At 63.1% G+C, this 23,470-nt stretch carries 14 protein-coding genes; 12 read left to right on the top strand and 2 right to left on the bottom strand.

Annotated features, from left to right (window positions below):
• The first annotated feature begins 12 nt into the window (after window positions 1-12).
• The 5 genes from ACZ1JW_RS09065 to ACZ1JW_RS09045 are packed head-to-tail and all read left to right on the top strand — an operon-like array spanning window position 13 to window position 5,269.
• Window positions 13-756, top strand: coding sequence for an SDR family NAD(P)-dependent oxidoreductase (locus ACZ1JW_RS09065; RefSeq protein ID WP_465123879.1), 744 nt, complete (start codon window positions 13-15; stop codon window positions 754-756).
• Window positions 744-1,775, top strand: a complete 1,032-nt coding sequence (locus ACZ1JW_RS09060) for a phosphotransferase family protein (RefSeq protein ID WP_465140318.1) — start codon at window positions 744-746, stop codon at window positions 1,773-1,775. The genes ACZ1JW_RS09065 and ACZ1JW_RS09060 overlap by 13 nt, the downstream gene beginning before the upstream one ends.
• Entirely contained in the window at window positions 1,772-3,427 is a 1,656-nt protein-coding gene (locus tag ACZ1JW_RS09055; protein WP_465140317.1) for a long-chain-fatty-acid--CoA ligase, read from the top strand. Before ACZ1JW_RS09060 ends, ACZ1JW_RS09055 begins: the two co-directional genes overlap by 4 nt.
• Window positions 3,424-4,080, top strand: coding sequence for a TetR/AcrR family transcriptional regulator (locus ACZ1JW_RS09050; RefSeq protein ID WP_465123884.1), 657 nt, complete (start codon window positions 3,424-3,426; stop codon window positions 4,078-4,080). Before ACZ1JW_RS09055 ends, ACZ1JW_RS09050 begins: the two co-directional genes overlap by 4 nt.
• 31 nt (window positions 4,081-4,111) lie before the next feature.
• Window positions 4,112-5,269, top strand: coding sequence for a CaiB/BaiF CoA transferase family protein (locus ACZ1JW_RS09045; protein WP_465140316.1), 1,158 nt, complete (start codon window positions 4,112-4,114; stop codon window positions 5,267-5,269).
• A gap of 365 nt (window positions 5,270-5,634) precedes the next feature.
• Here ACZ1JW_RS09045 and ACZ1JW_RS09040 read toward each other — a convergent pair whose 3' ends face one another.
• On the bottom strand, window positions 5,635-10,635 hold the full coding sequence (locus ACZ1JW_RS09040; protein ID WP_465140315.1) for a choice-of-anchor L domain-containing protein: 5,001 nt from the start codon (window positions 10,633-10,635) through the stop codon (window positions 5,635-5,637).
• 358 nt (window positions 10,636-10,993) lie between these two features.
• Window positions 10,994-12,133 carry an ROK family transcriptional regulator gene (locus tag ACZ1JW_RS09035; protein WP_465123888.1) on the bottom strand — a complete coding sequence of 380 codons (1,140 nt, stop codon included), beginning with the start codon at window positions 12,131-12,133 and terminating at the stop codon, window positions 10,994-10,996.
• Between the two features lie 288 nt (window positions 12,134-12,421).
• Between ACZ1JW_RS09035 and ACZ1JW_RS09030 the strand changes: the two genes are divergently transcribed.
• The 7 genes from ACZ1JW_RS09030 to ACZ1JW_RS09000 all read left to right on the top strand — a co-directional run bounded on the left by ACZ1JW_RS09030 (window position 12,422) and on the right by ACZ1JW_RS09000 (window position 23,308).
• Window positions 12,422-14,785, top strand: coding sequence for a TonB-dependent receptor (locus tag ACZ1JW_RS09030; RefSeq protein WP_465142718.1), 2,364 nt, complete (start codon window positions 12,422-12,424; stop codon window positions 14,783-14,785).
• Window positions 14,786-14,884: 99 nt separating this feature from the next.
• Entirely contained in the window at window positions 14,885-16,099 is a 1,215-nt protein-coding gene (locus ACZ1JW_RS09025) for a glycerate kinase type-2 family protein (protein ID WP_465142717.1), read from the top strand.
• Between the two features lie 2 nt (window positions 16,100-16,101).
• The gene (locus ACZ1JW_RS09020; protein WP_465123892.1) at window positions 16,102-17,370 is read left to right on the top strand and encodes an MGH1-like glycoside hydrolase domain-containing protein; all 1,269 of its coding nucleotides are present in this window, start codon (window positions 16,102-16,104) and stop codon (window positions 17,368-17,370) included.
• Window positions 17,367-18,632, top strand: coding sequence for an MFS transporter (locus tag ACZ1JW_RS09015; protein WP_465123893.1), 1,266 nt, complete (start codon window positions 17,367-17,369; stop codon window positions 18,630-18,632). Before ACZ1JW_RS09020 ends, ACZ1JW_RS09015 begins: the two co-directional genes overlap by 4 nt.
• Complete coding sequence (locus ACZ1JW_RS09010; RefSeq protein WP_465142716.1) at window positions 18,616-19,521, top strand: ROK family protein; 906 nt, start codon at window positions 18,616-18,618, stop codon at window positions 19,519-19,521. Before ACZ1JW_RS09015 ends, ACZ1JW_RS09010 begins: the two co-directional genes overlap by 17 nt.
• 84 nt (window positions 19,522-19,605) lie before the next feature.
• Window positions 19,606-20,355, top strand: a complete 750-nt coding sequence (locus ACZ1JW_RS09005; protein ID WP_465142715.1) for a class I mannose-6-phosphate isomerase — start codon at window positions 19,606-19,608, stop codon at window positions 20,353-20,355.
• A gap of 451 nt (window positions 20,356-20,806) precedes the next feature.
• Window positions 20,807-23,308: a TonB-dependent receptor gene (locus tag ACZ1JW_RS09000; protein ID WP_465142714.1), complete on the top strand. Its 2,502-nt coding sequence runs from the start codon at window positions 20,807-20,809 to the stop codon at window positions 23,306-23,308.
• Window positions 23,309-23,470: the final 162 nt, after the last annotated feature.

The following is a 23,470-nucleotide window of genomic DNA, read 5'->3' as shown; positions in this document are numbered from 1 at the left end:
GGCCTGAACCGGATGGTCGATCAACCTGTCCGTACCGCACCGGTCCAGCGCCGCTGGCTGGTGACGGGGGCATCGCGGGGCATCGGCCTCGCGATTGCCCGCGTCGCCAGCGAGCGGGGCGACCGCGTCTGCCTCGTCGGTCGCAGCCCTGGCATTGCCCAGGTTGCGGCCGCGCTGGGCCCAGATGCCATCGGCATCAGCGCCGATGTGACCCGCCCCGATGACATAGCCCGCCTTGCGCGCGAGGTGGAGACGCGCTGGGGCGGCCTCGACGTGCTCGTCAACAACGCCGGGCTCCATCGCGGCGGCACGATCGATCGCGTCGCCGACGAGGACTGGGACGCGACCCTTGCCACCAACCTCACCGGGCCGATGCGCCTGATCCGCGCGCTCCTGCCGCAGATTCCGGGGGGCGGCGCGGTGGTCAACGTCGGCGCGGTCGTCGGCTTCCGCGGTTTCCCCGGCGACAGTTGCTATGGCGCATCGAAGGCCGGCCTTGCCGGATTGACCCAGGTCCTCGCCGCAGAATTCGCCCGGCGGCAGGTGCGCGTGAACATGGTCGTCCCCGGCTTCGTCATGACCGAGATGACCGCCACCGTATCGGAACGCGCGCGCAAGACCATCGTCAACCGCATCCCGCTGCAACGCATGGGCCAGCCCGAGGAAATCGCCGACGTCTGCTGGTGGGTGGCAGGCTCGACCTACATGACCGGCTCGGTGATCTTCACCGACGGAGGGCTGATGTGCAACCTGTGACGGCAGGAGACAGATTTGCCGAATGGTTGCACGCGGCGACGGGGTACGAAGAGATCACGCTCGGGCCGGTGCTCACCGGCGGAAACTCCAACGTCACCCGCGTGATTGAAACGCGGCAAGGTCGGCTCGTGCTGCGCCACCCGCCGGTCAACGTCGTGTCCGACAAGGCCGCCGCCGGGATAGAGCGCGAATACCGCGCCATCTCCGCGCTCCATGGCCGCGCCCCCGTCCCGCGCCCGGTAGCGTGGTGCGCCGATACCTCGGTGATCGGCCAGCCCTTTGCGGTTACAGAATTCATCGAAGGCGTTGCCCTGACCGAAGCCCTGCCGCCATCATGGCCGGATCGTGCCCCAACCATCGACGCACTCGGCCACGAATTGGTGCGCGGCCTCGCCCAGGTTCACGCCATCGACTGGCGCGACGTGCTGCCCGAAAGCTTCGGACGGCCCGAAAGCTTCGTCCAGCGTCAGGTCGAACGCTGGCTGGCGGTGCGCGCGAAAGACAAGGTCCGCGAACTCCCGCTGCTCGACCGGATCGGCGCGTGGCTGCAGGAAAACCGTCCGGCTTCGACCCGCGCCAGCGTGATCCACTGCGATTTCCACCTCGACAACTGCCTGATCGCACCCGACGGCCCGCGCCTCCTTGCCATTCTCGATTGGGAAATGGCCACGCTCGGCGATCCGCTGATCGACCTGGGGCTATGCCTGTTCTTCTGGCGGCGCGATGCCTCTGCGGCGCGCCTCGGCTTCGGGTTCGTGCAGGGCCTGTCCAACCGCCCCGACGTCACCCCGCCCCGCGCGCTGGCCGATGCATGGTCGCAGGCGAGCGGCCTCGATCACGCGGGGATCGACTACTACGTCGTCTTTGCCGCCTGGCGTCTGGCCGCCATCGTCGAAGGCGCATGGGTGCTGTGCCATCAGGGCAAAGTGGACACCCCTTACGCGCGCGGGATCGAGCATGATGTGCCCGCATTGCTGCGCGAGGCCGAGGCAATCATTGCGGGAGGCTGGGTGCAATGATGCGCAGCACCATGATGGACCACCCGCTGTCCACGCAGATGATCTTCGCGCGCGGCGAGCGCCTGTTTGCCGACAGCCGCGTGGTCAGCTTCGATGGCAATGAGACCACCGTCGCCAGCTTTGCCGAAGTGGCCGACCGCGCCCGCCGCCTCGCCAGCGCCCTCGCCGCGCTGGGCATTGAACCGGGCGAAGTGCTGGGCACCTATTGCTGGAACACGCAGGCCCATCTCGAGGCCTATCTTGCCGCTCCAGTGATGGGCTGCGTCCTTCACACGCTCAACGTCCGCCTGCCCGAGGCCCATCTCGAATATGTGATCGGCCATGCCGACGACCGCGTGCTGCTGGTCGATGCAGTCCTGCTCGATGCACTCGCGCCAGTCCTCCCCGCGCTTCCCGGCGTAAAGCATGTGATCGTAAACGGCCCATGCCCCGAGAGCATCCCCGGTTTCGACGGCACGCTCCATGAATATGAAACCCTGATCGCCGCACACGCGCCAATGCAGGAGTTCCCCGCGCTGACTGAAACCGATGCTGCAGCAGTCTGCTACACCTCGGGCACCACCGGCCTGCCCAAGGGCGTCGTTTACAGCCATCGCTCGGTCTATCTCCACAGCCTCGCCTCGATGGCGGCGGATGCCTTCGCGATCTCCAACCATGATCGCATCCTGATGGTCCCGCCGATGTTCCACGCCAACGCGTGGGGCATGCCGTTCTCGGGCTGGCTGGCCGGCAGCGACATGATCCTGCCCGGCCGCTTCCTTCAGCCCGCGCACATGGCCCGCCTGATCTCGGCAGAGCGCCCGACGCTGATGGCCGCCGTGCCGACCATTCTCAACGACCTGATGCAGGCCCACGCCGCAACTCCGCTCGACCTATCGAGCTTCCGCACCATCGTCTCGGGCGGCTCTGCGGTCTCGCCCGTGCTGATCGAGCGCGTAAAGGCGGCATGGGGCGTCGATGTCGTGCAAGGCTGGGGCATGACCGAGACCAGCCCCATGTGCGTCCTCTCGTTCCCGCCGCGCGGCACCGCGAAAGACGAAGAAGCCATGTGGCGCGCGAAATCTGGCCGCCCTGTCCCCGGCATGCACGTGCGTATCGTCGATGACAAGGACCACCCCCTACCCGAGGACGGCCAGACAACCGGGCACCTGCAACTCAAAGGCCCATGGGTCTCGGGCGGCTACTTCCGCGAAGACCCTGCCGCCTCGCCCCTCACCGCCGATGGTTGGCTGCGCACCGGCGATGTCGGCCGCATCGACCGGCTGGGCTACGTGCAGGTAACCGACCGCGCCAAGGACCTGATCAAGTCCGGCGGCGAATGGATTTCCTCGGTCGAACTGGAAAACGGCATCGCGGCGCTCGATGGCGTGGTCGAAGCCGCTGTCATCGCTATACCGGATCCGCGCTGGGAAGAGCGCCCGCTCGCCGTGGTGGTGGTCGACGAGGCAACCCGCCCCGATCCTGCCACTCTTCGTGCCGGATTGCGCGGCGGGTTTGCCAGATACATGATACCTGAGTATTGGGCCGTCGTGGAATCCTTGCCGCGAACAAGTGTTGGCAAGGTCGACAAGAAAAGAATCAAAGAACAGTTTGATGGAGGGGATCTGGCTGTTTTGGCGGAAACGCGCTTTGGCTCCGGAGACCGTAATTGAGTACAAATCCTTCCAGCGTAAGGACTTTGCCGGGCGAACGGGTTCGCCTGACGCAAGTTGAACGCACGGCCCTCTCGGATGCGCGGATGTTCGAGGCGGCGATGTACCTCATCGTCGAGCGTGGATCGCACAACACGACTCTCAAGGAAGTGGGCGAAAAGGCAGGCTACAGCCGCGGCCTTGCGAGCAACCGCTTCGGCTCCAAGGAAGTCCTGTTCAGCCATCTGGTGCGAGACTTCAACGAGAAGTGGGCCGCCGAACTGCGCCGCTTCGTTGGCGCGAACAGCGGTCTCGCAGCGCTGGAAGGCGCGCTCGATGCGCTTGAATTCTTCCTGCTCAACCGCACCGTGCAGATGCAGGCGATGTACATCCTGTGGTTTGAATCGATCAGCAGCTACCCGGTCGTGCGGCGTCGGCTGGCGGCAAACCACATCGCCTATCGTCGTGACACCGCGCGCTGGCTGACCCAGGGCATCGCCGAGGGCGAGGTCCGCGCCGGGATCGATCCGGAAAGCTACGCGGTGGAATTCAGCGCGTTCATTTTCGGGCTGGTCTACCAGTGGCTCGCCAATCCTTCCGCGATCAATCTCCACACCGTGCTCCAGCACTATCGCCAGAACACGCTCGAACGCCTGAGCGCTGCTTCCGTCTGACCGCTGGCGCCGCCCAGACAAAGGCCGCCCGATGACCCTGCCCCCGCCGCTGACCGGCCTCAGAATCATCGAGATGGCAGGCGTTGGCCCCGGCCCGTTCTGCGGCATGATGCTGGCCGATCACGGCGCCGAAGTCATCCGCATCGACCGCGTCGGCGGGCTGCAAGTGGGCGTCCCGATTGACGGAGCGCGCGATGTCATGCTGCGCTCGCGCCGCACCATCTCGCTCGATCTCAAGTCGCCCGCTGCAGTCGAGATCGTAAAGCGCCTCGCCGGGACCGCCCACGGCCTGATCGAAGGCTTCCGCCCCGGCGTGATGGAGCGGCTTGGCCTTGGCCCCGACGTGCTGATGGGGATCAACCCGGCGCTGGTCTATGGGCGGATGACCGGGTTCGGACAGGACGGCCCACTCTCCGCCATGCCAGGGCATGACATCAACTACATCGCGCTTTCGGGCGTGCTCGATGCGGTCGGGCCCAAGGGCGGTCGCCCAGTCCCGCCGCTCAATCTCGTGGCGGACTACGGCGGCGGCGGGCTGATGCTGGCGTTCGGCATGGTAAGCGCGCTCCTCGCCACGAGGGCGGGCGCGCCGGGCCGGGTGATCGACTGCGCGATGAGCGAAGGCGCCTCGCTGCTCATGGCCGGGACATGGACGCTGATCGCCAATGGCTGGCGCAGCGATGGGCGCGGCACCGGTCTGCTCGATGGCGGCGCACCGTTCTACGACACATACGCAACTGCCGATGGCCACCACGTCGCGCTCGGCGCAATCGAAGACAAGTTCTTCCGCCGCCTGTGCGCCTTGCTCGGCGTCGCGGACGAGCCCGTTTTTGCTGACCAGTATGACGAGACCGGCTGGGACACGATGCGCGCCCGTCTTGCGGAAATCTTCGCGGCCCAGCCCCTCGCCCATTGGCAAGGCCTGCTGGAGAACGAGGACGTCTGCTTCTCCGCCATTCTTGCGGTGGAGGACGCCCCTGCCCACCCGCACAATCAGGCGCGGGCTGCGTTCATCGAATCCGGCGGCGTAACCCAGCCCGCCCCGGCCCCGCGCCTTGGCAACACGCAACCTGTCGAACCGGTGATGTGGCGCGAGGATGCCGACAAGGCCGCCCTGCTCGAAGAACTCGGCTTTTCGCCCGCAGAACAGGACGACCTTACCCGTGGCGGCGCGTTCGGCTCGGCCTAGCCGACGAAGGCGCGCTCGATCACGAAATCGCCGGGGCGGTTGTTGGACCCTTCGAACAGGCGGCCATTTTCGACCAGATCGCTGATGCGGCCCATGGTGTGGAACGGCACTGTCAAAGCAAACGCACCTGTTGGAGCGAGATGCTCCGTTCACTAGCCTCACCCCATGTCCAGACCGCGCAGACCTGCGAGTCCTTTCCGCGATTTCAGATCCTCGCTGGAGATCATGCGGTTGGCAGCCATGATGGATGTCCGCTTTCCGCCGTCACAGCACAACGTGGAAGACCGGCTTCTCGCGCAGGGACATCAGCAGATTACAGTTCCCTTTGATCCAGTCCCCTCGCCAGCAGCTCGAGGCCCCTCACGTTACAGCACAACTTGAACGTCGCTGAAGGCAAGCGACGGATGGCTTGTCGTGCCCAGCACCGCCACCTGCACTATCGCGCTTGCCGTGCCCGAGCCGTCAGCGTCATAGTAAAGCACGCCGGTGGTGGTGTTGTAGATTAACCGGTCGTCGGCATCGTGCGCAGAAGTCACCCCGGCGCCCGACCAGAACGCGGTTGACGGCAGCGTTCCCGTGGCAAGGCCTGCCAGCCCTGCGAATGCGGCCTTGCTGAAGGCGATCGCGTCGGTCCCGGACACGAAGTCGGTGATCGTATCGAGGTTCGACTTCGCATTGGGCGCGGTGTCGAAAACGAAGGTGTCGGATCCCGCACCGCCGGTCAGGATGTCGTTGCCGAGCCCGCCGCGCAGCCGGTCCGCGCCATCCCCGCCAGAGAGGGTGTCGTTTCCGGCATTGCCGATGAGCAGGTTGGCAAGCGCGTTGCCGGTCAGGATGTCATTGCCGCTCCCGCCGGAAAGTGCCTCGATCCCCGTCAGGGTGTCGGTCCCGGCACCGGTCGCGCTCCCTAGAAGGAGGTTGGCGGTAATCGCGCTGGTGCTTGCCGAATAGTCGGCGGTATCGAAGCCCAGGCCGCCGTTGAGCGCGTCGTTGCCCGCACCGCCGACCAGCACGTCGTCTCCGGCGCCGCCTGTCAGGGTATTGGCACCGGCGTTGCCGACCAGCGTCAGGCCATAGCCGAGCGCCGAAGCATCGACGTTGATCGCGGCCGTGCCGGTGGTCACTGCCGCAGCGGCGGTGCCAGTGCCGATGACCACCCGTTCAAGGCCGGTATCACCCGCGAAGAGCTGCAGCGTCGCGGCAGTCGTTCCGGCGTAGCGCAGCTCGTCGATCCCGGACAGGCCGGTGTCGGCGATTTCGGCTGCGGCATGGTCCGTGACCGCGCCAACCATGTAGATGTCCGAACCTTCGCTTCCGTTCATCGCATCAGTGCCGCCGCCGCCGGTGATGATGTCGGCGCCAGTGCCTCCGGTGACCACGTCGGCCAGCGCCGATCCGGTCAGGCTGGTCGCGCCACCGGTGTTGACGATCGTGTAGCCATTGTTGCCTGCCGTGGTGGCGGTCACAGCGGCGAGGTTCACGGCGAACCCATTGGTAGAGAGCGACGCGGTACCGCGATTGACCGTGGCCGCGCTCGCGGTCCAAGCGGCGGCGAGCGTCGCGACGGCACTCGCGCCAGCCGCGACGTTGAGGACGTCCGCGCCGCCAAGGCCGAGGTCTGTAATGGTATCCTTCCCGGCGCTGATGGTGAAGGTGTCGGTTCCGCCGCCTCCGGTCAGCGTGTCGTTGCCCGCACCGCCGGTCAGGGCGTTAGCCCCGGCATTGCCGATTATGGTGACGCCGTAGCCGAGCGCTGTCGCATTGACGTTGAGCGCGGTCGTGCCGGTTGTAACAGCGCTGGCCGAGGTGCCCGTGCCGATGACGATGCGCTCGATTCCGGTGTCGGCGGCGAACAGCTGCAAGGTCGCGCCTGCCGTGGTGGTGGAGAAGCGTACTTCATCGACCCCGGCGATCCCGCTGTCGGCGATCTCGGCAGCAGCATGGTCTGCGGGAGCGGCGATCATGTAGATGTCCGAGCCTTCGCCCCCATCCATCACATCCACGCCGCCCGCGCCGGTCAGCACGTCGTTTCCGGCAAGCCCGCTGATGATATCGATTCCGCTCGTGCCGGTCAGTGTGTCCGCACCGGCCGTGCCGGCGATCACGTTCCCGGCGACCACCGTGGTGAAATCGTAGGTCGCGGTACCGCCAAACCCGTTCCCGGCGACATCGGTGACGGTGCCCGCCGCCAGCACCACGAAGTAATGCGTGCCGTTGGCGAGATTGGCGGTGGGGTCTATCGTCAGCGTGCTGCCCGATATCGACAGGCGCGAACTGGTCGCCGCGTTGAAGCTTTCCACCAGCGTGCCCGTGGCAGATCCGGCGCGTAGCTCGATGGTGCCGGCGCCACGCGCGATGGCTTCCGAGAAGGCGATGGTGATGTTGCTGCCCACCGCGACGCCGATCGCGCCGTCGGCGGGGGTAAAGCTGCCGGCTAGCGGCGCCTGCGTATCGACGATCAGCACGCCAGCAGGATTTACTGCGTCGAAGCCGGCCGCCTTGACGGCGTTGCCAGCACCGTCGCGGATCGTCCCGGTCAGCGCGCCCGATGCCGCAGTGGCAAGATCGGCGGTGTCCTGACCGGAAGCCACGGTATAGCCGAAGGTCAGGACCGTGCTGCCGCTGCCGCCGACATAGGTGGCCGTGCCGCCATTGGCGAGGGCGATGGTCGGAGTGCCGCTGACCGTGACCGCTTCGCTGAAGGTGACCGCCAGCGTGACCGTTTCACCGGCCTTGAGCGTTCCATCGTTGGCGCCATAGGCCATGGCCGATACCTCGGGCGCCTTGGTGTCGACCGCGACGCCCGCCGCGCTCGCCGCTTCGCTGAGATTGCCTGCCGCATCGCTGGCCGCGCCGGCGTTGATCGAAAGCCCGACCGTGCCCTCGAACCCTGCGTCGGGACTGACCACAACGGTGTAGTCGCTGCCCGACCCGCTGACCGAGGTGACCGAGCCATTGACGGCTACGAAGTCGTCCACGCCGATGCCGTCGACCGCCTCGCTGAAGGTCAGGGCGTACCGCACCTCGCCCGCGACGAGCACGCCGCTGAGCGTCGCGACGGCTGCCGTCGTATCTGCGCCTTCGTCGATCACCGCCAGGGTCGTGCCACCGTTGGTGCTGCCCATCCCGTCCGATACGATGAAGCTCACCTCGACCGGGCCGGTGTATCCGGCAATCGCCTGGACCGTCCAGGTGCCGTCATTGTTGTTGATGCAGGTGTGGCCAGCATCGGTCCAGAGCGCATCGATGGACAGCGCCGAGCCTTCGGGGTCGGAGAAGCCGGCGAGCAGCGTGGCCTCGTCGATGACTTGGTCCTGGCCGGACACCCAATGATCGGCGAATGCGGCAGGGGCGTAGCCAACCGGCGCCTGGTTGATATGGATGCTGACCGTCTCGAAGTGGCCGATATAGGGCTTGAGGTGGTCCTGCTCTCCGCAGAAGTCGTTCCACACCAGCTTCATCTGGTCGAAGGTGGAAGCATCGGCCATGTCGGCATTGCGGCCCTGCACCAGCGACAGCGAAGCGCTGTTGACGCCGGCCAGCACGGTCTGGAGCGTTGCCGCATCGGACAGGTCGAGCACTTGGCCGTTCGCCGCCGCCTCGACCACCGCAAGAGCAAGGTTGAGGCCGCTCGGATCGGACACCGAGGCCGCCATGGCGAGTTCGCCACAGATCTTCAGATAGGCCTTGGCGACCGGATCGGTGGCATCTGCGGCGAGCGCTTCGAACGGGTTGTAGTGCTGGATCGCGATGGCGGGATCGATCCCGAGGCCCGCCTTGATCGCGGCAGCTGCCTCGTTGGGCGAATAGCCGAAGCCGATCGCCTGCAATACCAGCGTGGTCACCGGGTTCTCGACCGAGGCACCTGCCGGGGCTTCAAGCGTCATCAGCTTGATCGTCACGCTCGAAGTCTGCTTGGCGACGGTTGCCGATGCGCTGACGGGCGTCTCCAGTTGGCCCTTGGCATCTTCGTAGCTGACGCTGACGCGGATCGCCTCGCCGGCGTCTCCCGCGGTCAGCACATAGTCCTGCGAGGTCACCGCGGTATCGGTCCAGTTCGCGCCGCCGTCGGTCGATACCTGCCAGACGAAGCTGGGCGTACCGGCCAAACCATCGGCGTCGAGCACTGTCGCGTGGAGCGTGTTGCCGACGATTGCGATACCGCTGACAGCTACCACGCCCGGGCTGTTGCCGGCGCCGCCGGAACCTCCCGAATGCGCGACGAAGCCATCAGCGGTCAGGTCATAGAGGCCGTCGGCAAACCGCACCTGCTGGATGTTGACCAGCGTATCGGTGCCGTCAGCGCCAGTCAGCGTGATCTTGCCGAATGTGTCGTGTCCGAGGAGATAATCCTTGGCGTAGCCTGCATAGACCGCCTCGTTGGCGGTGCCATCGCCACCATCGAGGTAATCGTTGCCGTCATCCCCCTCGAGCACGTCGTTGCCCGAACCGCCATAGAGATGATCGTTGCCCGCGCCGCCGATCAGGATATCGTCGCCGCCGCCCGCATAGGCGGTGTCATCCCCGCCGAGCAGGTTGACGAGATCGTCAGCCCCCGTGCCCGATACGATGTCGTTGCCATCGGTGCAGGGTACGTCGGGGGTTATCAGCACACCCGAACCCGGGGTAGTGCCCGCGGTCATGTTGGCGATGAACAGGCCGCTGTCATAGATGTGGTCGCCCGTGTCGGCGATGCCGATCTTGATGCTGTTGATCTCGCCCGGACGGATCGGTGCGACGATCTTGAGGACGTGGCTCACCCCGTCGTATTCGATCGGCAGGATGTTTCCGGCGTTGTCTTGGAAATAGCCCGCCGCGAGGTTGGGGCTGATGACGCTCAGCGGGGCGTTGGGATCGTGGTTGAAGTAGGCATAGTTCACGCCATTGACGATCACCACGGCGCAGTCGACGAACTGGTCGACCCATTCGGGATATTCCTCGGTGCCGAACACGATGTCGAAGCTGATCGAGGTGGCGGCGGGATCACTGACCGTGAAGTCGAACGAAAGCGTGGTTGCGTCGTAGGACTGGGTCTGGAACACCGCGTTGACCACCGCGTCGATCGCGCCATCGCCGTTGTAGAGATTGATAGGCGTACCGTCGGCGGCATACTGGGTGTTGTCCTGGCCGAACCAGCCCACGGTATTCTGGGTGCCCGGCGTTGTGCCCGAGGTCAGTAGCAGGCCCGATCCAATACCGAGCGCGGCAAGGCTGCCGTCGTAGTAATTCAGCGCGGAAGGATCCGAAGCCGAGAGCACGATCGAGCCGGAGACGATCTGGATGCCGGAGTTCGCAGCCAGGAAGCTGTCGACGAGCGTGCTCGTGCTGCTCGTTCCGTCGTAGGCGGTGAATGTCTGTGCCAGCATGATGTCGCGTCCCCCCGATGTCGGCCTCGATTTCGGCCGCTGTCGTTATCGTACCCTGACTTTGATTTTCTCGGGTTGATATCGATCAATAGAAAGCAAAATGCTGCAAAAATCTAGAGCTTACCACTTAAATCATTAATATTGCAGATAAAATCACCATAAGATCATATCGATAGATCAAAATCAGTGAGAAAAACCATCGGGTCATTTCCCAAAGGGTGAAGCGGTCTGCCGCAGAGGACACTGTCAAACCAAACGCACCGGTTGGAGCGAGATGCTCTGTCAGCTAGCTTTGGCTGGTGCCGAGAGAACGTTCGCTTCAGTCTGACAGCTTGGTCTCTCGCTATGGACGCGCGCGTCAGACCATCTTCGTGAAGAAGGTCTTTTCAAGCGGAATGATCGCTGAACCGATCGCGCAGGCGTCAACGTGCGTTTGTGAGACAATGATCTTTGGCAAGGGTCTCGGCTCTTGCCTCCGCGCATCATCGAACAACTCAATGGACGGAATGACTTTTTGCGCGAGGGCATGCGGAATGCGCCCACCGAGCACGATCACTTCAGGATCCAGCAGGGCAGCGATTGCCGAAGCGATAAGCGACAGCGGGTCCCTGCTTTTCTCGATCCATTCATCAACACCAGGCCATTCAGGATCGAAATTAGAGACCAGATCGGAAATGCTGGCTAGATCGACACCAGCCGAGCGGACCGATTGCAGAAGGGTTTCAAGGGTTGGAAGCTGGTAGAGCCGCCACGGCAGAATCAAGCCAAGTTCGCCGCCATTGCCATGCGTACCGCGCATCAAGCGGTGATTGCTGACCACCCCGCCCCCAAGCCCTGCCGCCATGAAAACGTAGACGAAGTCGGAGTGACCCCGACCGGCTCCGAGAAAGCTTTCGCCGATTGCTGCCGCATTTGCGTCGTTCTCTATCCACGCCGGGAGGGAAAGCGCATCGCTGAAGAGTTCATCGATCGGGACCATGGCCCAATCGTCGAGTGAACGTGGCGGATTGTAGCGGGACTTGCCATCCAGACAATATCCAGAGATGCCGATCCCGACCCCGGTGAGCCTGTTCCGGGCCACGGGAGTACGCTCCAGAAAGCGCTCCATGACCCCGCCAAGGCGCTGGAAAACAGCTCTGCGCGTCATTGCGGGCATCGCGGCGTAATCGTAGTCAACCACGTTGCCAGCGAAGTCCATTAGCAGCACCGACATCGCATCGGTCATCAACGCAACGCCGAGCGAATAGGCATAGTCCGGGGCAATGGTGATCGTAGCGCTGGGTTGCCCCCGGCGACCGCTGGTCTTTCGCGCGCCAAGTGCCAAAGCGCCGCGATCAACCAGTTCGTTGACCAGACGCGAAACTGTCTGCTGCGAAAGCCCAGAGCTGCGGACGATTTCCGGCTGAGTCGTGCCCATGTTTCGCAGAACATGGCTGAGGATTGACGCTTCGCTCTCTGACGGCAGCTGGAAGGTTTGCATTTTGGAATCGTCGGCCATGGACACCCTTTTTGCACGGCATTTGGAAGCTGGCAACAATTCCACTCATTTTAATACCCATTGTGGGTTGTATGTTGCCTTCCGGTTTGATATGCCCTCCCTCAAGATCAGCCCGGAAAGGGCGTTCAGGCGAGGAGAGGTTTTATGAAGCGCATACCGTTTGCAGCTCTGGCCAGCGTTTCCGCTGCAGCTTTGATACCTGGTTTAGCTGTTGCACAGACAGCCGCAGTCACGACCGAAGCTGCTCAGGACGAAGCCTCCTCCGAACAAGCGAATGCTGAAATCATCGTGACGGGAACAAGTCGGTCACGCATCGCGCTCGACACGCCGCTGGCAATCAGCCAACTCAGTGGCGATGCGATCGCCCGGGCCGGCGTGACCAGTCAAGCGGACATTCTCAACACCATCCCCTCGATCAAGGCCGACGGCGGTGGCGGCGAAGTCGCCTCAAACGTGTTCATTCGCGGGCTTCCCTCCGGTGGTCAGTACCAGTTCACACCGCTGATGTACGATGGCATCACTGTCCTTTCGTCATTCGGGCTCAATTCGTCGGCCTATGACGTCTATGCCCGCAACGATCTGGGCATCAGCAAGCTGGAATTCGTACGCGGTGGCGTTTCCAACCTGTTCGGCCCAGGCTCGGTCGCCGGCTTGATCAACTACATCAGCAAGACCGGCGGCGACCGTCTGGAAGGTACGGTGCAACTCGAAGTGGCGCAGCGCGACCGTTATCGTGGCGACATCGCCCTCAGCGGCCCGCTCGGCAACAACCTCTACTTCGCATTGTCGGGCTTCTATCGTACCGACAAGGGACCGATCCGCACAGGCCTCGACACAAAGGGCGGGCAGCTCCGTGGAAATCTCGAGTACCGCTTTTCCGATGGCAGCGGCAACGTAAAGCTGGTTGGCCAGTTCATCGACGATCAGGTCCAGTTCTACCTGCCGATCCCCCTCGATGGCCCCACGCGCCAACGCATTGCGGGCAACGATGGGAAACTCGTCAACTCCGTGCAGAACGATTTCGCTTCTGGACTGGGCTTCAGCATTCCGGGTGGTGGCACGTTCAACTCGGATATTGGCGACGGCGTTTCAACCCGGGGCGGGATGGTCGGCCTGACGTTCGAGAAGGATCTGGGCGACAGCGGCTGGGGACTGAACGGCCGAATCAAGTACAGCGATTACAAGCACAAGTTCGGCCTGTGGTCGGACGGCGATGGCGTGATCAACGTCCCCGAAACGTTGCAAAGCTTCCTCACCAACCGCAATCTCGGCTCTCTCGCCAATGCCCAGTTCACGTTTGCCGGCGGTGGGGCGATACCGGCAAACTACCTGCTCTTCGCCAACCGTTTTACCGATCGCGACCGTCCGGTTCACGATTTCACGGCGGAGCTGAACCTGACCAAGAAGTTGCAGACCGGTTCGGTCGACCACGCCTTCACCCTGGGCGGTTTCTATGGGAAGGCCAGCGCGGGCGACCGGAACGTCACCACCACATATCTCGCCGAATTCAACAACCAGCCCCGTCTGGTCAACGTGGTAGTGACCACCCCGGATACCGGTGCTCAGACGATCGTCGCCCGCAACGGCCTTTTCAACGCAGGCGCCGGTTATGTGAACAACCGCCACGAAGCCGAGCGTTACGCCGGCTATATCGCTGACCAGATGAAGATCGGCGATCGGGTCAATTTCGACATCGGCTTCCGCGTCGAGCATATCGCCGGCTCGATCCGTCGCGAGCGCACGTCGACAGTGGTGACCGACGCAACGACCCCGAATCTGTCCTCTGCTCTGCGCGACGTGGTCTGGGGCAATGGCGGGTTCCTCACCGGCAATGTGGCTGCCACCGAATGGGCGCTTGCCGCAGGCGCGCTCTACAAGCTGACCGACGAGATGAGCATCTACGCAAACGCATCGCGGGGGTTTTTCTTCCCCGAACTGCGCTCGGCCGCGTTTAGGCCGCTGCCAGGCGGCACGGCAGCAAATGCCAGCGCAACGCCCGGTACGCAAAGCTACACCGCCGAGATCATCAAGCAGGCCGAGGCAGGCATCAAGTTGAGCCGTTCGGGCTTGTCGCTCACACTTTCCGGCTTCTACACCAAGCTCGACAACCGGCGGCAGGTGCTTTTCGTCAACGACGGATCGGGTGGGTTGATCGAGAGGGTCAATCTGGTCGGCACGGAATCGTACGGTGCGGAAGGTACGATCGACCTTCGCCTGATGAAGAACCTGCGTTTCAACGGCAACATCACCCTCCAGAAGAGCAAGTTTACCGCTTTCGACACCACGCCCACCAATATCGGGAAGCGTGTCGAACGGCAGCCGGAGGTGCTCTACAATGCAGGGCTTTACTTCGACGACGGCAGGTTCGACCTCTCCGTCTTCACCAACTACACTGGGCCGAACTATACCGCATCGAGCAACCTGATCCGGCTCGAAGGCTGGAACATTGCCAACCTCGACGCAGGTTACCGGCTTGCACTTGGCGCCAGTTCGGTGCGGGTCAGCGTAAACGTGTTCAACCTGTTCAACAGCGATGCCGTGACCGAAGGTTCGCCGCGTCAGGACTCCAATCAGGTTGCCAATGGAGCATTCTTCGTCGGCCGTCCGGTGCTGCCGCGCAGGATCACCGGCCGCCTGACCTATTCCTTCTGATGGCCGGTTGACCGCCGCGGCACTTGCTGCGGCGGTCAACCTTGCGCACCAATCCCGGACACCGCCACCGAAAGGCCTGTCATGCTGCTGCGCGATCAAATGCTTGAAATCTTCATGGCTGGCGTCACTGCGGCCAGTGCCCCTGCGGCACTGGCAGGTGTCCTTCCCACCCAGCCCCCTCGTGGCCGCACCATCGTCCTGGGATGCGGCAAGGCCGCTGCGGCAATGGCAGAAGTGGCGGCGCATCGCCTTCCCGGCGAAGTAATCGGATGCGTTGTAACGCGCTTCGGGCACGGCGCCCGCGGATACACCGGTGCGATCGAAGTGATCGAAGCCAGCCACCCGGTGCCTGATAGCGCAAGTCTGGCGGCGGGACGGCGCATCCGCGAACTTGCCGAAACAGCACAGGCAGGCGATCGCGTGATATTCCTGATTTCCGGTGGTGGCTCTTCCCTGTTGGTGGACCCGCTGCCCGGCCTTCCTTTGGCCCGCAAGGCAATGATAAACGAACACCTTGTGAAGTCGGGCGTGCCCATTACCAAGATCAATCTCGTGCGCCGTCATCTCTCGCAAGTGAAGGGTGGGCGGCTGGCTGCTGCGGCCGCAGCAGCGGCAAACGACATGCACAGCTTCATCATCTCCGACGTGGTGGGCGACGATCCATCGGTCGTGGCTTCAGGCCCGTCGATCGGCAGCGATTTCGATCCTGAACGCGCTTTGGCCATCCTCGATGAATCCGGATGGCCTGTAGATGCAGAGCTTGCCGCCATTATGCGAAAAGGCAGCGTCACCCAGGCGCCGGACCACTCTGTCCATGTCATTGCCACTGCAGCCACAGCTCTTGATGCAGCGGTGGAACATGCCAGGGAGATGGGCTGGCAAGTTATCCGGATGGGCAATGACCTTGACGGAGAAGCTGCCGAAGCAGGTCGCACGCACGCCGCAGTGGCGCTCGATCACCTTGCGCGCAAAGAGCGATGTCTGCTGGTGTCCGGCGGAGAACTGACCGTCACCGTCCGCAACCGACAAGGTCGCGGCGGACCCAATCTCGAATACCTGACAGGGCTGATGGCCGCCCTGCCTGAGGATGTCCCGATCGCCGCGCTTGCCTGCGACAGCGACGGCATCGATGGTAGCGAGGACAACGCCGGTGGCTGGTTCGGCAAGGGCGCGCGCGCATCCTCGGGAGATTGTCTGGCGGCGCTCGCTCAAAATCGCACTTACGACCTGTTTGCAGGCCTCGGCGGTCTGGTCATCACCGGGCCGACCCGCACCAACGTCAACGATATCCGCCTGATCGCCGTGGGAGAATGAACGTGACCCAGCTTCCCGACCTCGACACCCAGGCGCGGGCAATTCTCAGGCGCAATGATCGGGATGGATACACTGTCCCTACGCATGGCCTGTATCCGTTCCAGTGGAATTGGGATTCCGCGTTCGTGGCTCTCGGCTTCGCGGAGTTCGATCGCGAACGGGCATGGCAGGAGATCCTGACGCTGGTCAGCGCACAGTGGGACGATGGCATGATTCCGCACATCGTCTTCCATCAGCGCGACGAAGGCTACTTCCCTGGGCCGGACATCTGGGCAACCGGGCGGACACCGCCAACCTCGGGAATCACCCAGCCGCCTGTTCTGGCCACAATCGTGCGCACGTTGTGGGAGCAGGAAGGCGCCGACCCTGCCAATCCGCGCATGCGTGCACTCTACGCGGCTTGTTTGCGAAGCCACCGCTGGTTTCATCGCTTTCGCGATCCACTCGAAAACGGGCTGGTAATGGTGACGCACAACTGGGAGACCGGGCGTGACAATTCGAGCGAGTGGGACGATGCTCTGGCCCGCGTCGACACCTCAGGCGTCGGCACCTACCAGAGGCGTGATACCGGCCATGTCGATGCGGCGATGCGACCAAAGCAGAGCGAATACGATCGATATGTTGCCATCCTCCAGTTCGGTCGCGCCTCGGGTTGGGACCATCAGGTCATAGCTGATCAGGGACCGTTCCGCGTGATCGACGTGGGAATGTCAATGGAACTGCTCCGAGCCAATCGCGATCTGCTGGTCATGGCAGAAGCCATTGGTGACGGCGCGGTCGCCGCCGAGCTGCGCCACCGGATCGCGCTGTCCGAAGACGGCATCGAGTGGCTTTGGAACGAGGAGGTCGGCGCCTACTGCTCTCGCGATGCCACGACACATGAAAGCTCCGGTCTCGTCACCAATGCCAGCTTCCTCGCGTTCTACGCTGACATTGGCAGCAAACGCCAGCGCGGGCGACTGCTCGATGCCCTTACCCGGCTGCGCCGAACCGCAGCATTCCTGCTGCCCAGTCTTGAGGCCGGGAGCCGCGAATACGATCATCGCCGCTATTGGCGCGGGCCAATCTGGCTGGTGGTGAGCTACATGGTCGCGCTCGGCCTTTCCGAACAGGGGCATGCCGAATGGGCCGAGCAGATTAAGGCTGACTCAGCGCGCCTGATCGAGACTTCAGGATTCTATGAAAGCTTCAGCCCCGAAACCGGTGAGGGATCGGGCGGCCCCGATTTTTCCTGGACCGCCGCAATGTGGCTCGCGTGGTGCGGCAAATGAGCACGGCACTTTTCGGTCAGGGCCGCAAACCAGCCCCGGCACTCTATCCATGGATCCTCGTCGGACTTCTGTGGATGGTATCGTTCCTCAATTCGGCCGACCGGGCGATCCTCAATGCGGTCAAACCGTTGCTTCGCGATGCTTTCGCGATCAGCGACGTGCAGCTTGGCTTTGTCGATACCGTGTTCTTCTGGACTTACGCCGTTTGCGCCTTCCTCTTCGGACGGATCGGCGACAGCGTGCGCCGTCGCAACATGATTCTTTTTGGCCTGCTCTTCTGGAGTACTGCCACCGGCTTCATGCCGGTCGCCAGCGGATTTGCGATGCTGCTCGGTATGCGCACGCTGGTGGCCGTGGGGGAGAGCACCTATTACCCCACCGCGACCGCCCTGATCGGATCATGGCACAAGCCCGCGATACGCAGCCGCGCGCTGGCAATCCACCAGACTGCCGTGTTTGCCGGTGGCGGCTTCGGCAGCTGGGCAGCAGGTCGGCTTGCGGACCACTACGGCTGGTCGATGCCCTTCATGGTCTTTGCAGCACTTGGCATCGTGGTGCTGGGCGTCCTGATCTTTACCTTGCGTGATGATGCGCCTGTGGCCCGAACGCGCGGAACACAACCGGGCGGCGAGCCACTGCGCCTGATTCTGTCCAACCCGGCGGCCCTGATACTGTGCGGCGTGTTCATGCTGGCAACGGCGGCGTCATCGGCAGTGCTCAACTGGTGCAATACCTATGCCCATGACGTGCTCGGCCTGAACCTTGCCGACAGCGCGCTGGTCGGGCCAGTGATGATTACCACGGCGGGGTTCTTCTCGGTCCTTGTGGGCGGATGGCTGTCTGATCGCTTTGCGGCAAGAAGCACGACAGGGCGCTTTACCGTCCTGACTCTCGGCCTTGCGCTGGCAGCGCTCTTCCTGCTGCCGTTCCCCTGGGCGACATCGGTGCTCACCGTCGGTGCGCTGCTCTTTGCCACCAGCTTCGGCAAGGGCCTGTTCGACGGCTGCATCTATGCTGCGCTGCACGATGTCATGCCCGATTCAGCCCGCGCCACAGCAGCCGGGCTGATGACCATGATGGGCTTTCTGGGGGCCGGCATTTCCACCGTCGCCCTGCCCGCCATCGCGGTCCGCACCGGTCTTGCGGCAGGCTTCACTATGATGGCGGCGCTCTATCTTGTGGCTGTGCTGGCGCTGCTCGCAGGTCGACCCACAGTGCGCCGCATGATAGCTGTTGGAAGCGGTGATGCTGCCCATGTCTGAGCCGGAACTACTTGGCGGGATCGAGCTTGGCGGGACGAAAACCGTGTTCGCCATCGGCGATAAGAGCGGCAAGCTACTAGAACGCCACACTGTCGCGACCAGAGAACCCGCCGCCGTCGTTGCCGACGCTTGCGCATTCTTCGGCAGTCAGCCTCAGCCGATTGCCGCGCTTGGCGTCGGCGCATTCGGCCCGGTGGTGGTTGATCCGCTTGCAAGCCACTACGGACATCTCCTGCAAACCAACAAGCCTGGCTGGAGCGGCTTCGATCTTGCCGGGGCTCTGGCGCGTGACATTGCGGCGCCAATCAGGCTGGTGACCGATGTCGGCGCAGCAGCCATCGGCGAGGCGCGTCTTGGTGCTGCAAGAGATGTGGCTTTGTCCGTCTACCTTACGGTCGGCACGGGCATCGGTGGTGCGATTGTCTGCAATGGAGAGCTTCTTCCCGCCCTGCTCCACCCCGAAATGGGTCATGCAATGCTCGAGCGCGCCCGAGATGACGTTGCAGCCTCGGTTTGCGCCTTTCACCACAGTTGCGCCGAAGGCCTCGCTTCCGGTCCTGCCATCATGGCGCGATTTGGCCGCTCGCTGGACAAGTTCGCTCCTGATTCAGCCGAATTCGGTCTGATCGCAGATTACATGGGGCAGCTTTGCTGCAATCTCGTGCTTACGCTTTCCCCTCAGCGGATCGTGCTCGGTGGTGGGGTGACCGGGGCCTCTGGGCTGGTTCAAGCCGTACAATCGGAAATGACCCGCCGCTTGGGCCGTTATGGCCCTCGCGGGGCTGCACAGCCTGGATACTTGTGCTTGCCCGAACTTGGGCAGGACGCCGGCGCTGTCGGCGCCGTGCTATGCGCCAGCACACTTGTACGCGATTACGCGAAGGCCTGACGCATGGACTTGCGCCCCTTGCTTCGCACACATCGTGAAAAGCCGTGGGGTCGCAGTGATCTGCCCAGGGACGTTGCAGACGGAATGCGCCGTATCGGCGAAATCTGGTTCGATCTTGCGGATATCGACCTCTCGCTCCTGGTTAAGAGGATATACACTTCAGAGCGCCTTTCGATTCAGGTGCACCCTGACGACGCTCTTGCGCAGCGGCATGGCCTGACACGTGGCAAGGAGGAATGGTGGCTGGTCACGGCAGCAGAACCTGGGGCCACTCTCGGATTAGGCACGGTCCGGGCCATCAGCTCCAGTGAACTGGCCTCTGCAGCGGTTGATGGCAGTCTCGAGCATGAAATGTGCTGGTTCCCTGTGTCTGCAGGGGACTGGTTCCACGTCCCGCCGGGCACGATCCACGCCATAGGCGCAGGCATCAGCATCGTCGAAATCCAACAGAACTCAGACGTGACCTACCGGCTGTTTGACTACGGTCGGCCACGGGAGGTGCATCTTGCCGCAGGCATAGACGCGTGCGAGGCGAAACCTTATGACCCTGCCTTGTCCGGACGGTTGGGCGACAACGTAGATCGTCCCCTGCATCTCCTTGTGGCCGGGGCGCATTTCCGAATCTGGTTCGGGACCGGGACCAAGGCTCTTGCCGGACTTCCTGATGGCGACCTGTGGATTGTTCCGCTGCAAGGCACGCTCGCTCTGGATTGCAGGCACTGCTCTGCAGCAGACGTACTTTACGGCAATCCCGTGACGACCGTTGCTACTGGTCGGGTCGCTGCTTCTGCGGACTTCAGCTTCATTGCAGCGCAGGCCAAAGCAGCCGAGTAGGGCGCTGCCGGCCCGCTTTCCGTTGTCGTTGTGCAACGTCGAGGACCAATGTTCGCAGGCGACAGCGGGTGAACCGCTTGCGCGACTTCAGGCAGGGCCCGCAGCGGAGAACTTGGTCTGGAGCCGATGCCGAAGCATGAAGACTTTGTGATCCAGCGCTGCGGTTTTGCGATGATTTAATCCCGCCCGTCGTGCAGATCTGGGTCTGCCTTCCGTAGCCAACGTGTGTCGCAAGTGCGGTTTCCAACACTGGAAGAGGCACATCGCATCAGGTTGACACTTCGTTCCTGAGCCTTGGCCGACAGCTTTCACGACAGGGTTTGCATGCATCGTCAGCGCTTGCACGCGCCACATTCTTAGGTTCAAATGTTCTACGGTCCTATAATTGACATTTAGAATTTTTCGTCGCAGGTAAGGAGAAACAACACCCCAACGGGGAGAGGAGAGAGCTATGAGGTCTGTGATAGGCGTGCTCAATGGAGCTGGCATGGTCGCTTTGGCGATCGGACTTGTTTCGGTTTCTCAGGCGCATGCCCAGGATGCTGCGGGGTCGTCCGCCACCTCGGCGAACCAGTCAGTGCCTGAGAACAACGATTCGATGGACATCGTGGTCACGGCCAACAAGCGCGAGCAGAACCTCAACGACGTCGGTCTCTCGGTCGTGGCGATTGGCGGCGATACGCTGGCTGAACGCCGCATCACCTCGGTGCAGGACATCGCTGCGGCTGTCCCGGGCCTGAAGTTCGCCGAAAGCGGCGCTGGCACCCCGATCTACACCCTGCGCGGCATCGGTTTCAACGAAGAGAGTCTTGGCGTCTATCCTTCGGTCAGCGTCTATACTGATGAAGTCCCGCTGCCGTTTCCGGTGCTCACCCTGCGCTCGGCCTTCGATCTGGAGCGCGTCGAAGCGCTCAAGGGGCCGCAGGGTACGCTGTTCGGCCAGAACGCCACCGGTGGCGCGATCAACTACATCGCGGCCAAGCCGACCGACGCCTTCGCTTATGGCGCGGACATCAGCTATGGCCGGTTCAACGCGGTCCAGGGCAATGCCTTCATCAGCGCGCCGCTTGGCGAGAAGGCCGGCGTCAGGCTTGCAATCTCCGGCATGGACAGCGACGGCTGGCAGCGGAGCCTGACCCGCCCGAATGACCGCAATGGCGCGCAGAAGTATATCGCCGGCCGCCTCACCTTCACTGCCGAACCGGTAGAGACGCTTCGCCTTCGCGCCACGGTAACCGCTTGGCAGGACAAGAGCGAACCGCAGGCGGCGCAGCTCATTGCCGTGCGTGCGCAGAACCCGACAGCCGTGCAGCCGGGCGTCTTCGCCTCGCCCTTCGGCACCACCGATCCGCGCTCGGCGGACTGGACCACGGTTGCGAACTATGTGACCTTCACCAATGTGGCGACGGGTGACTTTTCGATCGCGCCGAAGCAGACTGGCGACCTTTCGCCGCGCAGCAATCGCAAGTTCATTCAGGGATCGCTGCGCGCAGACCTCGATATCGGCGACTTCGCCACGCTCACCTCGATCACTTCTTACCTCGATTTCGACCAGCACCTGTTCAGCGACAAGGACGGTACGGCACAGGCGGTCGCCAACATCGGCGATGGTCTGGCAAACATCCATTCGTTCAACCAGGAACTACGCCTTGCCAACCAGGGCAGCGGGCCGTTCCGCTGGGTCATCGGCGCGAACTACGAGAACAGCCGCACGTTCGAGGATCAGGGCCTGACTTTCGCCAACGGCTCGTCTTCAGCTCCGGGCACGCTATTCATCAACACCACCGGCAGCGAAGTGCTTCAGCGCATCCGCAACTATGCGTTCTTCGCCAACGGCGAGTATGACCTGACCGATACGCTCGCGCTGAAGATCGGTGGTCGCTACACCAATTCGCGCAACCGGGCAGAGCTCTGCTCCAAGGGCAATGGCGACGGGCTGGTTTCCACCCTGTTCAACATCATCGGCGGCCTTTCGGGCAATCCCTTTACCCCCATCGGCGTGAACGGCTGCTACGTGCTCAACGCTCAGGGCGTTCCGGGAGAGCGCCTGAAGGACACTCTGGCCGAAGACAACTTCTCGTGGCGCGCGGGCCTCGACTACAAGCCCAATTCCGACACGCTTTTCTTTGCGAACGTGTCGCGCGGCTACAAGGCAGGCAGCTTCCCGACCTTGGCCAGCGCCGACTACAAGGCTTACTTCCCGGTTACGCAGGAATCGGTCACTTCGTACGAAGCAGGTTTCAAGCTTTCAATGGCTGACCGCAAGGTGCAGTTCAACGGCGCTGCGTTCTACTACGACTACACCGACAAGCAGATTCGCGGCAAAGTCGTCGACCCGATCTTCGACGTGCTAGACGTGCTGATCAACGTACCCAAGTCGCGCGTTCTGGGTGCCGAAGCCGAACTGACCGTGCGCCCGATGCGCGGCCTGTCGATCGGCAGCTCGGTGACCTACCTTGAATCCAAGGTTCGCACCGATGGTGGTGCGCGCTTCGTCGGCCCGACGGCCTACGGCAACAGTTGCACGGTGAACGGCGCACCGGGGCCTTGCGACTTTACCGGCAGCGAACTTCCGTTCACGCCGAAATGGTCGTACAGCCTGAACCTCGACTATCGCCACGATGTGGGCGACGGCACGATCATCTTCGGCGCGGATCTGCGTGGCCAGTCGTCGTCCGTTTCGACGCTCAATGGCCGGAGCATCCAGTTCCGCAAGCTGGCCAACGACCGCAATGCGCCGAACATCGCCCAGCCGTTCGTGATCCCCGCCTATGCCACGATCGACGCCCGCCTCGGCTACGAGTTCGGCGGTGGCAACTACAAGATCATGGCCTGGGGCAAGAACGTCTTCAACAAGTACTACGTTACCAATGCCGCACACTACCTCGACACCACCGTCCGGTTCGTCGGCATGCCGGCCACCTACGGCGTGACCCTCAGCATCAAGAACTGAGCGGTACAGGGCAATGCACAGCGGGCGCCGGGGGAAGACTCCGGCGCCCGTTTCATTTGCGGCAACCTGCAAGTAATACAGGTGCTGCGGATGATCGCGGAGACAGACAAGCAATCGTGTAAGGTCTGACAATTGACCGAGGACATGGGGAGCGATACAGGG

This window comes from Novosphingobium sp. BL-A-28-Hi1-0D, from assembly GCF_055521755.1.
Note: the sequence above shows the minus strand (reverse complement) of the source record. Positions and strands in the feature narration are given on the sequence as shown.

Bases quoted from the DNA above. Each gene is read 5' to 3' on its own strand.
- ACZ1JW_RS09065 (WP_465123879.1), top strand. From the start codon at position 13: ATGGTCGATCAACCTGTCCGTACCGCACCGGTCCAGCGCCGCTGGCTG.
- ACZ1JW_RS09015 (WP_465123893.1), top strand. From the start codon at position 17,367: ATGAGCACGGCACTTTTCGGTCAGGGCCGCAAACCAGCCCCGGCACTC.
- ACZ1JW_RS09005 (WP_465142715.1), top strand. From the start codon at position 19,606: ATGCGCCGTATCGGCGAAATCTGGTTCGATCTTGCGGATATCGACCTC.
- ACZ1JW_RS09045 (WP_465140316.1), top strand. From the start codon at position 4,112: ATGACCCTGCCCCCGCCGCTGACCGGCCTCAGAATCATCGAGATGGCA.
- ACZ1JW_RS09035 (WP_465123888.1), bottom strand. From the start codon at position 12,133: ATGGCCGACGATTCCAAAATGCAAACCTTCCAGCTGCCGTCAGAGAGC.
- ACZ1JW_RS09025 (WP_465142717.1), top strand. From the start codon at position 14,885: ATGCTTGAAATCTTCATGGCTGGCGTCACTGCGGCCAGTGCCCCTGCG.
- ACZ1JW_RS09040 (WP_465140315.1), bottom strand. From the start codon at position 10,635: ATGCTGGCACAGACATTCACCGCCTACGACGGAACGAGCAGCACGAGC.
- ACZ1JW_RS09000 (WP_465142714.1), top strand. From the start codon at position 20,807: ATGAGGTCTGTGATAGGCGTGCTCAATGGAGCTGGCATGGTCGCTTTG.
- ACZ1JW_RS09055 (WP_465140317.1), top strand. From the start codon at position 1,772: ATGATGCGCAGCACCATGATGGACCACCCGCTGTCCACGCAGATGATC.
- ACZ1JW_RS09010 (WP_465142716.1), top strand. From the start codon at position 18,616: ATGCTGCCCATGTCTGAGCCGGAACTACTTGGCGGGATCGAGCTTGGC.